Below are 12,584 nucleotides of genomic sequence, written 5' to 3'. Positions count from 1 at the left end.
GGCTCAGCCCCGCGGCGGCACCGGCAGCAGCGCCGCGAAGCCGTCCACCGCAGCGTAACCCGCCACGCACCGGGGCGGGCGGCGCGAATCGGGCCGGCGCACGGCGAGGAGCTGGCCGATGCCGTAGCGGTGCGCCGCGGCCAGCACCGCGGGGTTGTCGTCGATGAGCAGCGTCGCCTCGGGATCGAAGGGCTCGCGCCGCCTCAGCCGCGGCCAGAAGCCCGCCGATTCCTTGGGCTCGCCGAGGTCGTGGGCGCAGACCACGGCGTCGAGATGGCGCCCGAGGCGGGTGCGGCGCAGCTTGAGCTCGAGGCTGCGTCCGTGGGCGTTGGTCACCAGCACCGCACGGCGCCCGGAGGCGCGCAGCGCGCGCAGGAAGGGCACGACGCCGGGGTGGACGGCGATGAGGTGCGCCACCTCCTCCTTGAGGCGCGCAATATCGAGGCCGAGCTCGCGGCTCCAGTAGTCGATGCAGTACCACTGCATCGTCCCCTCCACCGCGCGGTAGCGCGCCATGAGCACCTCGCGCGCCTGCTCCAGCGGGAGGCCGCGGGCCTCGGCGTAGCGGCGCGGCACGTGCTCGAGCCAGAAGTGGTTGTCGAAATGGAGGTCGAGGAGGGTGCCGTCCATGTCCAGGAGGACGGTCTCCACCCGCCCCCAGTCCACGGGCCGCCCCGTGCCGTCCGCCGCGCGCTGCATGCCGGTTCCGCCCCCCGCCGTGGTGGGGCGGAATATAGCAGGACGGCCGCGGCTATACTGCCAACCCATGGCCAGCCTGCGCCCCATGCTCGTGCTCCTCGCCGGCCTCGCCGCCACGGCCTCGGCCGCCCGGCACGGGCTCGACGAGCCCTTCCCCGGCGAGACCGCGGCGGTCAACGAGGGCACGCTCCGCTTCCTGCCCGCACCGCCGCCGCGGCTGCACCACCAGACCAGCCGCATCACCCTGTCGCGGACGAGCCTCGCCGACGGCTGGACCCGCCACGCCCAGTGCCACCGCGGGCTCGACCCCGTCCCCGCCCTCCAGGTGGTCTTCCACCCCGCCCACACGCGGGGCCTGCGCATCCTGCGCGCCGAGGGCGTCGGCCGCGCCCGCGTCGAGGGGGCCACGGTGCAGCTCGAGGACGTGCGCGCGGGGGCCGAGCTCTGCATCGAGGCCGCCACCCGCACCCTCCACCGCAACCCCGACGGCACGTACACCCTGCGCAACGGCCCCTTCATGCGCCGCTTCCTCGACGGCTACTATCCGCTGCACCTCGTCCTCGAGGTGGACCCCGGCGACTCCGGCCTGACCCTGCTCGCCGCCGAGCCCGCGCCGCAGCCCGGCCTGACGCTGACCCGCGGGGCGCGGGGCGTGCGGCTCGAGGCCTGGTTCGAGGGGCGGCTGGTCACGCGCCTGCGCTTCGCGCCCGGGGGCTGAGCCGATGCGGCGCCGGCCCGAGCTCCTCCGCGCCGAGATCGTCGCCGAGACGCGCATCTTCCGCATCGAGGCGCGGCGGCTGCGCTTCGCCAACGGCACCGTGGTGGACTACGAGCGGCTGCGCGCCCGCGGCCACGGCGCGGTGCTGGTGGTGCCGCTGCTCGACGACGGCACCGTGCTGCTGGTGCGCGAGTACGCGGGGGGCGTCGACGACTACGAGCTCGCCCTACCCAAGGGGCGGATCGACGCCGGCGAAGACGCCCTCGCGGCGGCCAACCGCGAGCTCATGGAGGAGGTGGGCTACGCCGCCCGGGAGCTGCGCGAGATCGCCACCTTCTCCATCGCCCCGGGCTATCTCGACCACCGCACCCGCATCGTCCTCGCGCGCGACCTCTACCCGCGGCGCCTGCCCGGCGACGAGCCCGAGGAGATCGAGGTGGTAGCATGGCCGCTTGCGCGGCTGGGCGAGCTGGTGGCCCGCGACGACTTCACCGAGGCCCGCTCCATCGCCGCCCTCTACCTGGTCCGCGACCTGCTGCGGGAGGAAGGATGACGCAAGGCGACGACACCGAGCGGCTCCTGGAGGCGGTGGCCGCGCTCGCGCGCGAGGCCGGCCGCCGCATCCTCGAGGTCTACGCCACCGACTTCGCGGTGGCGCACAAGGACGACCGCTCGCCCCTGACCGAGGCGGACATGGCCTCGCACCGCACCCTCGTCGAGGGCCTGCGGCGGCTGACCCCCGAGATCCCGGTGCTGTCGGAGGAGTCGGCCTCCGTGCCCTTCCACGAGCGCGCGCGCTGGACGCGCTTCTGGCTCGTCGACCCCCTGGACGGGACCAAGGAATTCGTCAAGCGCAACGGCGAGTTCACCGTCAACGTCGCCCTCGTGGAGGGGCACGCGCCGGTGCTCGGCGTCGTCCACGCCCCGGTCCTCGACCGCACCTACCTCGGCGCCCGCGGCCTCGGGGCCTTCCGCCTCGAGGGCGGGCGAGGACGGCGCCCGATCCGCGTCCGCTGCCCCGCCGCCGAGCCGCCGGCGGTGGCCGGCAGCCGCTCCCACGCCACCCCGGAGCTGGCCGCCTACCTCGAGCGGCTCGGCCCGCACGAGCTGCGCTCCATCGGCAGCTCCCTCAAGTTCTGCCTCGTCGCCGAGGGCAGCGCCGATCTCTATCCCCGCCTCGGCCCCACCTCCGAGTGGGACACCGCCGCCGCCCAGGCGGTGGTGGAGGCCGCCGGCGGCCACGTCGTGGACACCGGCGGCCGGCCCCTGCGCTACAACACCGGCGACAGCCTCCTCAACCCCCACTTCCTGGTCTACGGCGACCCCGCGCGGGACTGGCTGGCGCCGCTGCGCGGGGACTGACCCGCGGCACCCCCCCGGCGGAGGCCCGCTCATGCGGGCCTTTGCCGCTCTTTTGCAACTTCATATCGCCCATGAGAAGTCTCACACTTCATTAATACCGCACCAGCGTCCGAAACAGGGTGCTCAGGACAGAGTGCTGTTTCCTCTTACCCCGGTTTCCCGGTATAAGACGCGCCCGAACCGCCAGACGGGGAGCGATCCGCCCGTGATGACCGCCGCCCAGCTCCGCGCCGCGCGCGCCCTCGCCGGCCTCGACCAGCGCCAGCTCGCCGAGGCCAGCGGGGTGTCGCTGAGCACGATCCAGCGGATGGAGGCCAGCGAGGGTGTGGTGCGCGGCAATGTGGACTCCCTGGTGCGCGTGATCGAGGCCCTGGACCGCGCCGGCGTCGTCCTCATCGGGGAGGGCGAGGCGAGCCCCGGCGGCGGCCGCGGCGTGCGCCTCAAGGGCTGAGGCCGTGGCGCCTGTCCTCCCGCTGTGGCTGCTGGCCACCGCCGTCGGCGCTGCACTGGCGTCGTCCGTGGTCGGTGCGGCGGCCGCCCGCAGCCCCCGCCTGCTCGCAGCGAGCTTCGCCCTCCTGGGCGCGGCCGCGCTCGCGGACCTCGGCGCCGCGGCCTGGGCCTTGACGGCGCCGGAACCGGCACGGGCCGTCCTCGGTCTCGGTCTGCCCTGGCTGCACTGGCACCTGCGCCTCGACCCGCTGGCCGGCTTCTTCCTGGGGGTGATCGGGCTGGTGACCGCGGCCGTGGCCCTGTTCGGCCCCGGCTACGTGCGTGCCTACCGCCACGGCCCCTCCTCGCCGGCGGTGCTGGGCGTGGCCACCGGTGTCTTCGTCGCCGCCATGGCGCTGGTGGTGCTGGCCGACGACGCCTTCGCCTTCATGATCGCGTGGGAGCTGATGTCGGTGGCGAGCTACTTCCTCGTCGCCTTCGAGCACCACGAGCCCGCCAACCGCCGCGCCGCCTTCATCTACCTGCTGATGGCCCAGCTCGGCGGCGTCCTCATCCTGCTCGCCTTCGGCATCCTCGTCGCCTTCGGCGGCGGCTTCGCCTTCGACGCCATGCGCACGGCCAACCTGCCGCCGGCCTGGGCCTGGATCGCCTTCCTCCTGGGACTGGCCGGCTTCGGCATGAAGGCGGGTGTGGTGCCCCTCCACGTGTGGCTGCCGGAGGCCCATCCCGTCGCCCCCTCCCACGTCTCCGCCCTGATGTCGGGGGTGATGCTGAAGGTCGCCCTCTACGGGCTCGTGCGCCTGGTCTTCGACCTGCTCGGCGCGCCGGACTGGGGCTGGGGGGTGGTGCTGCTCGTGACGGGCGGCGTCACCGCCCTCTACGGCGTCCTCTACGCCCTCATGCAGCACGACCTCAAGCGGCTGCTCGCCTACTGCTCGGTGGAGAACGTGGGCATCATCGTCATCGGCCTCGGCCTGGCCGCGATCTTTCAAGGCAGCGGGCTGCCCGGTCTCGGCGTGCTCGGCATCGTGGCCGCGCTCTACCACAGCCTCAACCACGCCCTCTTCAAGAGCCTGCTCTTCCTCGGCGCCGGCGCCATCCACCACCGCAGCCACGAGCGCGATCTCGAGCGCATGGGCGGGCTGCTGCGCCGCATGCCCTGAACCGGCGCCTTCTTCCTCGTCGGCTGCATCAGCATCGCGGCGCTGCCGCCCTTCAACGGCTTCGTCTCCAAGTGGCTCACCTTCCAGACCGCGCTGCAGGCGGGAAGGCTCGAGGGCGGTGTGCTGCGGGTGGTCATCCCGGTCTCCGCCGCCATGCTGGCCCTGACCGGGGCCCTGGCGGCGGCGTGCTTCGTCAAGGTCTACGGCATCGCCTTCCTCGGCCAGGCGCGCACGAGGCGGGCCGCGCGGGCGCGTGAGGCCGGCGTCGGCATGGTCGCGGCCCAGGGGCTGCTGGCGGGCCTCTGCCTGCTGTTCGGCGTCTTCCCCACCTTCACCGTCATCGCCCTCGCCCCGGTCACCGAGAGCCTCGTGGGTCAGGCCCCGGCGGCAGCCGCCAGCCAGGGCTGGATGTGGCTGACGCCGGTCTCGCCCGAGGTGGCGAGCTACAGCGCGCCCCTGGTGCTCGTCGGCGTCGCGCTGGCGGTGGCGGCTTGGGCCCTGGTGCGCTGGTACACGCGGCGGCGCCGCTGCGACCTGCCCATCCCCCGGCGAGAGCCGTGGGAGTGCGGCTTCGGGACGCCGACGGCGCGCATGCAATACAGCGCCACCGCCTTCTCCATGCCGATCCGCGAGATCTTCCGGCCCCTGTTCCGGCTCCACGAGGAGCAGGTGCGGGAGATGGAGCCGGCGCTCGCGACCCGGCCGGCGCGGCTTCGCTACGAGGTCCATGCCGAGGACCTCGCATGGGGCTGGCTGTACCAGCCGGTGGTGCGCGTGGTCCATGGGGCGGCGCGGCGCGTCACCCGCATCCAGACCGGGCGGCTGCGCCACTACCTGGCCTACTCGTTGCTCACCATCGTGCTGCTGCTGTGGGTGATCACATGAGCGAGTGGATCCTCGCCCTGCTCCAGACTGCGCTCTTCGTCGCCGCGGCGCCCCTGTTCGCAGGCTGGATCAAGCGCGTCAAGTGCCGGCTCCAGAACCGGTGTCCGCCGGCCTGGTTCCAGCCCTATCGCGACCTGCGCCGGCTGCTGGCCAAGGAGATCGTGCTCGCGCGCACCGCGAGCCCCGTCTTCCGGCTCGCCCCCTACGTGGTCTGCGGCACCGCGATCCTGGCCGCCTCGGTGGTGCCCTTCGTCTTCGTGCACGTGCCCATGGCGGCGATGGCCGACGCCATCGTGCTGGTGGGCCTGTTCGCCTTGGGGCGCTTCTTCCTGGCGCTCGCCGGCCTCGATGTGGGCACCGCCTTCGGCGGCATGGGGTCGTCCCGGGAGATGACGGTGGCGGCGCTGGCCGAGCCGGCGATGCTGATGGTGATCTTCACCCTCGCCATGGTCGCCTCCAGCACCAACCTCGCCACCGTGGTGGCGCACACCCTGGCCGAGCCCCCGGTGCTGCGCCCGTCGCTGCTGTTCGCGCTGCTGGCCCTGGTCCTGGTGGGGATCGCCGAGACCGGACGCATCCCGGTGGACAACCCGGCCACCCACCTGGAGCTCACCATGATCCACGAGGCCATGATCCTCGAATACAGCGGCCGCCACCTGGCGCTGATGGAGCTCGCCGCCCAGGTCAAGCTGATGATCTACGCCGTGCTGGTGGTCAACCTGTTCTTCCCCTGGGGGATCGCCGCCACGGCGGCGCCGGCGGCGCTCGCGGCGGCCCTCGCCGCCGTCGTGGCCAAGCTCGCCCTCCTCGGCGCCCTGCTCGCGGCGGCGGAGACCGCGGTGGCCAAGATGCGGCTGTTCCGCGTCCCCACCTACCTCGCGGTGGCCTACAGCCTCGCCCTCGTCGGCATGCTGAGCCACGTCATCCTGGAGACCCGCTGATGCGCGCCTACCTGGACCTGCCCCTGACCGAGCAGGCCATCCTCACCCTCGCGGCCATGGTGCTGGTGAGCGCCTTCGCCCTCCTGGCGCAGCCGCGCGTGGTCGCCACCATCCGCGTCTTCGCGTGGCAGGGCGTGCTGCTGGCGGCGACCACGGCGCTGGTGGCATGGGACTCCGGGCGCAGCCACCTCTACCTCTCGGCCGCCCTGACCCTCGCCCTCAAGGGGCTGCTGATCCCGTGGCTGCTGGTGCGCCAGGCCCGCGCCCTCGGCATCCTGCGCGACTTCGACATCGTCGTGCGGCCAGGCCTGATTCTGCTCGCCGCCGGCGCCCTCGTGGTCTTCTGCTACAACGCCGCCCTGCCCATCGAGCGCTTCAGCGACAGCGTCACCCGCGACACCATCGGGCTGAGCCTCGCCATCGTCCTGCTCGGGATGCTGATGCTGGTGACGCGGCGCAAGGCCGTCACCCAGGTGGTGGGCTTCATGGCGGTGGAGAACGGGCTCTTCTTTGCCGCCGTCAGCGCCACCCAGGGCATGCCCATGGTCGTGGAACTCGGCATCGCCTTCGACGTCCTCGTGGCCGCGGTGCTCTTCGGCGTGATCTTCCTGCACATCCGCGACAGCATCGACTCCCTGGACGTCGACCAGCTCAGCCGCCTGACGGAGGCCACCGAATGAACACCGCGCTCCTGGCCACCCTCGGCGTGCCCGCCGCAGCGGCGCCGCTGCTCGCCCTCGCAGGGGCCGGCGCGCGCGCGGCCCACATCAACGCCGCGGCCTCGGGTCTCGGCTTCGCTGCGGCGGCGTGGCTCGCCCGCGAGGTGTTCGCCCGCGGACCGGTGGGCGGCGGCGAGCTCTACGTGGACGCCTTCAACGTCTACCTCATCCTGCTGACCGCCTTCGTGGGCCTGACCACGGCGGTGTTCTCCGGCCCCTACATGGCCCATGAGGCCGCCCGCGGGCGGGTGGGCCCGGCGCGCATGCGCCTCTACCACGCAAGCTTCCAGGGCTTCCTCTTCACCATGCTGCTCGCGCTCGCCACCAACAATCTGGGCGTGCTCTGGGTGGCCCTGGAGGGGGCGACGCTGGCCACGGTGCTGCTGGTGAGCCTCTACCGCACGCCGGAGTCGGTGGAGGCCGCCTGGAAGTATTTCATCCTCTGCGGCGTCGGCATCGCGCAGGCGCTCTTCGGCACGGTGCTGCTCTACTTCGCCGCCGCGCGCGTCGTCCCGGACCCCGAGCGCGCCCTGCTGTGGACCGAGCTGCACGCCCGTGCCACCGAGCTCGAGCCCGTGGTCATGGGCTTCGCCTTCGTCTTCGTGCTCGTGGGCTACGGCACCAAGGTGGGCCTGGTGCCCCTGCACAACTGGCTGCCCGACGCCCACTCCGAGGGCCCGACCCCGATCTCGGCGATCCTCTCGGGGCTGCTCCTCAACGTCGCCCTGTACGCCGTGGTGCGGATCAAGATGCTCGCCGACGGCGCCCTCGCCGCCGGCAGCGTGCACGACCCGGCGCTGGCGGGCCGGCTCATGATGGCCTTCGGCCTGCTGTCCTTCCTCGTCGCCGGCCTGTTCCTGCACCGCCAGCGCGACATCAAGCGGCTCTTCAGCTACTCGTCCATCGAGCACATGGGCCTGATGACCTTCGCCTTCGGCCTCGGCAGCCCCCTCGCCACCTTCGGCGCGCTCCTCCACATGACCGTGCACTCCCTGACCAAGTCGGCCATCTTCGTCACCGTGGGGCATGCCAGCCAGATCGCCGGCACCCAGTCCCTGGAGCGCATCCGCGGTCTCATCAGCACCCAGCCCGCGGTGGGCTGGGGCCTGCTGATCGGCGCCGTCGCCATCGCCGGCTTCCCGCCCTTCGGGATCTTCGCCAGCGAGTTCCTGCTCCTGACCGCGACCATGCAGAGCTGGCCGTGGCTGACCGTGGCCCTGCTCTCCGGCATCGTCGTCGCCTTCGCCGGCCTCTTCCGCCACATGCACCCGGTGGTCTTCGGCCCCAGGCCGCAGGATCAGTCGCCGATCCCCGCCAACATGGTGCCGGTGGCCGTGCACCTCGCCATCGTGCTCTGGCTCGGGCTGGCCATGCCCGGCTTTCTCGCCCGGTGGTTCGACGAGGCCACCCGCCTCATCGCCGGGAGTGGCCTGCTGTGAGCGTCGCCGCCTTCATCGAGGCCTGCCGGGCGGCCGGCCTCGGTCTGCTCGGCACCGATTCCGATGCCCTCCGGCCGGCGACCACCGTCGACGTGGCAGCCCCCGATTGGGCCGCGGCCGCCCGCGTCGCGCGCGCGCTCGACCTGCGCTGGGCCGCGCTCTGGGCCGACGAGGTCGCTGACGGGCTGCGCGTGCATTGCTGCCTCGAGGGCGGGGGCCGCTACCTCGTGCTGCGCACACACGTGGCCGAGGGCGAGGCCCTGCCTTCCCACACCCCGATTTATCCGGCGGCCGACCGGCCCGAACGCCATGCCCGCGATCTGCTCGGCCTGCAGCTCGCCGACCACCCCGACCCGCGGCGCTGGACCCGCCACGCCGCGTGGCCCGCGGAGGTCCATCCCCTGCGCGGCGACCGCCCCCTGCGCCCCGAGGGGCTGGGGCCCACCCCGACCGACCACCACTATCCGTTCGTGCAGGCCGAGGGCCGCGGCATCGTCGAGATCCCGGTGGGTCCCGTGCACGCCGGCATCATCGAGCCCGGCCATTTCCGCTTCCAGGCGGTGGGCGAGATCGTGCTCAACCTGGAGGAACGGCTCGGATATGTCCACAAGGGGATCGAGAAGCTCGCCGTCGGACGCGACGCCGAGGGGCTTGCGCGCCTCGCCGGCCGCGTCAGCGGCGACAGCACGGTGGCCCACGCCTGGGCCGCCTGCCAGGCCCTCGAGCGCGCCGCCGGCATCGAGCCGCCGCCGCGCGCGATCTGGCTGCGGGCGCTGATGGCCGAGCGCGAGCGCATCGCGAACCATCTCGGCGACATCGGCGCCATCTGCAACGACGTCGGTTTCGCCTTCGCGCAGTACCAGCTGACGCGCCTCAAGGAGGCATGGGTGCGGGCCAGCGCCGCGGCCTTCGGCCACCGCCTCATGATGGACCGCGTCGTTCCCGGCGGGGTCGCGGTGGACCTCGCCGCCGAGGCCGGCGCCGTGATGGCCGCGCAGGCCCGCGCCCTCGCGGAGGAGGTCGCTGCGATCGTCGCCATCCTGGAGGACTCGGAGTCGCTCGAGGACCGCCTCATGACCACCGGCCGCCTCGCCCCCGAGCAGGCCCGCCTGCTGGGGGCGGTGGGCTACGTGGGCAAGGCCTCGGGCCAGGCCTTCGACGTCCGCCGCGACGCCCCCTACGCCCCCTACGACCGGCTCCCGGTCGAGGTGCCGTGCTACCGGGCCGGGGACGTCGCCGCCCGCGCCAAGATCCGCGCCGACGAGATCGGCATCTCGGCCCGGCTCATCGCGGCGCTGCTGGAGACACTGCCCGACGGACCGGTCCGCGCTCCCTGGCGGTCGCCGCCGGCGCCGGCCGAGGGGCTCGGCATCATCGAGGGCTGGCGCGGGGAGATCATCACCTACGTGCGCCTGGATCGCGAGGGGCGGGTCGCCCGCTTCTTCCCGCGCGATCCCAGCTGGCTCACCTGGCCCGCCCTCGAGCTTCTCCTCCAGGGCAACATCGTCCCCGACTTCCCGGTCTGCAACAAGTCCGTCAACGGCTCGTACTCGGGACAGGACCTCTGACATGCTGCGTCTGTTCGGCAAGATCCTGCGCACCGGCATCGTCACCGAGGCGCCCCCGCGCGACGACGAGATCGCCGCCCTCGGCGCCGAGGTGAAGGGGCTGGTGCAGCGCCACTTCGGTGGCAGTCTCGCCATACGCGAGGTGGACGCCGGCTCCTGCAACGGCTGCGAGCTCGAGATCCACGCCCTCAACAACCCGTATTACGACCTCGAGCGCTACGGCGTGCACTTCGTCGCCTCGCCGCGCCATGCCGACGTGCTGCTGGTCACCGGGCCCGTGTCGCGCCACATGGAGGCGGCGCTGAGGCGCACCTGGGAGGCGGTGCCGGCGCCCAAGTGGGTCATCGCCGCAGGGCAATGCGCCTGCGACGGCGGCGAGTTCGGCGTCAGCTACGCCTCCTGCGGGGCGGTGGAGAACGTGATCCCCGTGGATGTGCGGATCCCCGGCTGCCCGCCCACGCCGCGCGACCTGCTCGCCGGCATCCTCGCCCTGATGCGCCGCGCCGCCTGAGCCCGGCGGCCGGGATCGCGGGTGCCGCCCGCGCACGGGCGCTCACGGCACCCTCCCTCGCCCCCCGCGCCGGTGCGCGGCGGCCTCGCGCGCCGCCGGCGCGGGCCAGCCGCCGAGCTCCGCCAGGGCCCGGCGCAGGGGCGCGAGCACCGGTCCCATGCGGCGCTCGAGGAGCGTGCCGTCGGCGCCCGCATCGGCGAGCCGGGCGCGGGCGTGCGCGGCCGACGCCCGCGCCCCGGCGGGCAGCCGCTGCGCCAGCAGCGCCAGCACCGCCTCGACCACCGCCCGGTCCCGCGGCGCTGCGAGCAGCTCGTCGCAGCGCCGGAGGAAGGGCGGCCCCACCGGCCCGCCCTCCGCCGCCTCCCGCTCCAGCAGCGCCGCCGCCAGGGCCGGATCCCGCGGCGCCCGGCGCGCGAGGGCGGAGCGGATCGCCTCGGCGGGAACCCCGCCCGCGAGCAGCCCCCGCGCCATCCGCAGGCGCGCCTCCGCCTCCGGGGTGAAGGGCAGATGCTCCAGGACCGCGGCGGCGACGGCCGCAGCCAGCGCCGAGCCCGCCACCGCCGGGTGCCCGAGCAGCAGCGCGCCGAGCTCCGGCGAGGGCGCCGCCCACCACGCGGCCTCGGCCGTACCCTCGTCGAGGGCGGGGTTCAGCGGCATCATCGCCACCAGCTCCGGGTCGCCCAGCCGCGGCAGCGCCGCCAGGCGCTCGCGCCCGAGGCCCGCGACCACCTCGGGGCGGCGCAGGGGGCCGCGCCGGAGGGCCGCCTCCCCCACCGCCACCCGCGCCAGCAGATCGCGCACCGCCTCCAGGTAGAAGTAGCCGGTGCCGCCGACAAGCCGCAGCCCGCGCTCGCTCCGGCCCACGAGGCCGCGCACCTCGCCGCGGGCCTCGTCGATGCGCACCGCGCGCGCCAGCCGCGCGAGGGCCTCGAGGCGCAGCGCGTCCTCCGGGCGCAGCTCCCGCCGGGTGCGGCCGCCCGCCCTCATGCGTGGAGCTGGATACGTTCGCCCCAGGGCACCCCGGCGGGGCCCTGCACCACCCAGATCACGGGGTAGGCGGGCGGGCGCGCGGGGAAGCGGCCGCGGGCGTCGGTGAGGTAGACCAGGGCGTCCGGCCGCTGGGCGCGCGCCGCCACCCATGCGAAGACGGGGCGGAAGTCGGTGCCGCCGCCGCCGCGCACGCCGCGGGGCAGGCGCAGCGCCTCCCACGGCTCGAACACCCACGGCCCGCCGGGGGCGAGGGCGGCGTCGCAGGCGAGCAGGGTCACGCGGGCGCGCAGCGGCCCCTTGATGGCGTCCAGCTCGGCGACGAAGGCGGCGAGGGTCTCCGCGGCGATGGAGGCGCTGGTGTCGAGGGCCACCACCAGATCCACCGTACGCGCCCCCAGCGTCGGCAGCGCGAACTCGCCCTCCCGCCGCGAGGGCCGCTCGTAGCCGTAGTCGTGGCGCGCCAGCGCCCCCATGTGGCGCGCCAGCAGCGTCCGCCAGGGCAGCCGCGGCGCCAGGTTCGAGGCCAGGGCGCGCAGGGCCGCCCCCCCGGTGCGCCCCGCCGCCCGCGCCTGCTCGAGGGCCGCGGCGGCATGGCGGCGCCATTCGGCGGCGAGCGCCTCGCGCGCCTGCCCCTGCGGCGCGCGCGGCGGTCCGCCCGCTCCCTCGCCCCCGGCGTGGCGGCCGCCGGCGGCCCGCGGCTCGCCGGGCTCGTAGAGGTGCTCGTCGAGGAGCTCGCCCTCCTCGTCCTCGAGACAGGGGTAGATCTCCTCCGCGGCGAGGCCGCGGAAGGCCTCCAGCGCCACCACCCCCGGCGGCGGCTCCAGCCCTTCCTCCAGGAGCAGGCCGTTGACCGCGAAGTCGCAGGCGAGGTCCCACCGCCGCCGCCGGCGCGCGCCGCGGCGCGCGAAGTGCTGCAGGGCGCAGTGCAGGGCCTCGTGGGCGAGCACGAACTCCAGCTGGCCGAGGCCGAGCCGCGCCACGTAGTCCGGGTTGTAGTAGAGGCGGCGGGCGTCGGTGCCGGTGCTCCGGCACCAGGGCGCCTCCACCAGCGGCAGCCGCATCGCCAGGGCGCCGAGGAAGGGCCGCTCCACGAGGAGGCGGGCGCGCGCCGCCCGCAGCCTGGACTCGGCCCCCGCCAC

At 74.4% G+C, this 12,584-nt stretch carries 14 protein-coding genes; 11 read left to right on the top strand and 3 right to left on the bottom strand.

Features of this window, described 5'->3' with window-relative positions; genetic code table 11:
* Positions 1-3: 3 nt before the first annotated feature.
* The gene (gene yrfG / locus EDC57_RS11075) at positions 4-699 is read right to left on the bottom strand and encodes a GMP/IMP nucleotidase (protein ID WP_123401972.1); all 696 of its coding nucleotides are present in this window, start codon (positions 697-699) and stop codon (positions 4-6) included.
* A 67-nt stretch (positions 700-766) separates the two neighbouring features.
* Here yrfG and EDC57_RS11070 point away from each other — a divergent pair, with 67 nt between their 5' ends.
* From EDC57_RS11070 to EDC57_RS11025, 11 genes are all read left to right on the top strand, one after another.
* On the top strand, positions 767-1,417 hold the full coding sequence (locus EDC57_RS11070; protein ID WP_123401971.1) for a hypothetical protein: 651 nt from the start codon (positions 767-769) through the stop codon (positions 1,415-1,417).
* 4 nt (positions 1,418-1,421) lie between these two features.
* Positions 1,422-1,970, top strand: coding sequence for an ADP compounds hydrolase NudE (nudE, locus tag EDC57_RS11065; RefSeq protein WP_123401970.1), 549 nt, complete (start codon positions 1,422-1,424; stop codon positions 1,968-1,970).
* Positions 1,967-2,779, top strand: coding sequence for a 3'(2'),5'-bisphosphate nucleotidase CysQ (gene cysQ, locus EDC57_RS11060; protein WP_123401969.1), 813 nt, complete (start codon positions 1,967-1,969; stop codon positions 2,777-2,779). Before nudE ends, cysQ begins: the two co-directional genes overlap by 4 nt.
* Positions 2,780-2,987: 208 nt before the next feature.
* Positions 2,988-3,230, top strand: a complete 243-nt coding sequence (locus EDC57_RS11055; RefSeq protein ID WP_245995298.1) for a helix-turn-helix domain-containing protein — start codon at positions 2,988-2,990, stop codon at positions 3,228-3,230.
* A 4-nt stretch (positions 3,231-3,234) separates the two neighbouring features.
* A complete protein-coding gene (locus EDC57_RS13200) occupies positions 3,235-4,392 on the top strand; it encodes a proton-conducting transporter transmembrane domain-containing protein (RefSeq protein WP_245995279.1) in 1,158 nt (385 codons plus the stop codon).
* A 120-nt stretch (positions 4,393-4,512) separates the two neighbouring features.
* Positions 4,513-5,277 (top strand): hypothetical protein, encoded by a 765-nt coding sequence (locus EDC57_RS13195; RefSeq protein ID WP_245995277.1) that lies wholly within the window; start codon positions 4,513-4,515, stop codon positions 5,275-5,277.
* Complete coding sequence (locus EDC57_RS11045; RefSeq protein WP_123401967.1) at positions 5,274-6,218, top strand: respiratory chain complex I subunit 1 family protein; 945 nt, start codon at positions 5,274-5,276, stop codon at positions 6,216-6,218. Before EDC57_RS13195 ends, EDC57_RS11045 begins: the two co-directional genes overlap by 4 nt.
* The gene (locus tag EDC57_RS11040) at positions 6,218-6,898 is read left to right on the top strand and encodes a formate hydrogenlyase (protein ID WP_123401966.1); all 681 of its coding nucleotides are present in this window, start codon (positions 6,218-6,220) and stop codon (positions 6,896-6,898) included. Before EDC57_RS11045 ends, EDC57_RS11040 begins: the two co-directional genes overlap by 1 nt.
* On the top strand, positions 6,895-8,376 hold the full coding sequence (locus tag EDC57_RS11035; protein WP_123401965.1) for a hydrogenase 4 subunit F: 1,482 nt from the start codon (positions 6,895-6,897) through the stop codon (positions 8,374-8,376). Before EDC57_RS11040 ends, EDC57_RS11035 begins: the two co-directional genes overlap by 4 nt.
* Positions 8,373-9,944 carry a hydrogenase large subunit gene (locus EDC57_RS11030; RefSeq protein WP_123401964.1) on the top strand — a complete coding sequence of 524 codons (1,572 nt, stop codon included), beginning with the start codon at positions 8,373-8,375 and terminating at the stop codon, positions 9,942-9,944. Before EDC57_RS11035 ends, EDC57_RS11030 begins: the two co-directional genes overlap by 4 nt.
* A 1-nt stretch (position 9,945) precedes the next feature.
* Entirely contained in the window at positions 9,946-10,455 is a 510-nt protein-coding gene (locus EDC57_RS11025) for an NADH-quinone oxidoreductase subunit B family protein (RefSeq protein ID WP_123401963.1), read from the top strand.
* Positions 10,456-10,497: 42 nt separating this feature from the next.
* Here the strand turns inward: EDC57_RS11025 and EDC57_RS11020 are convergent, their stop codons facing one another.
* Positions 10,498-11,442, bottom strand: a complete 945-nt coding sequence (locus EDC57_RS11020) for a hypothetical protein (protein ID WP_123401962.1) — start codon at positions 11,440-11,442, stop codon at positions 10,498-10,500.
* Complete coding sequence (locus tag EDC57_RS11015; RefSeq protein WP_245995275.1) at positions 11,439-12,584, bottom strand: vWA domain-containing protein; 1,146 nt, start codon at positions 12,582-12,584, stop codon at positions 11,439-11,441. The genes EDC57_RS11020 and EDC57_RS11015 overlap by 4 nt, the downstream gene beginning before the upstream one ends.

The sequence above is a fragment of the Inmirania thermothiophila genome, assembly GCF_003751635.1.
In the GTDB taxonomy this organism is placed as follows: Bacteria; Pseudomonadota; Gammaproteobacteria; order DSM-100275; family DSM-100275; genus Inmirania; species Inmirania thermothiophila.
This window is presented reverse-complemented; position numbering and strand designations above follow the sequence as displayed.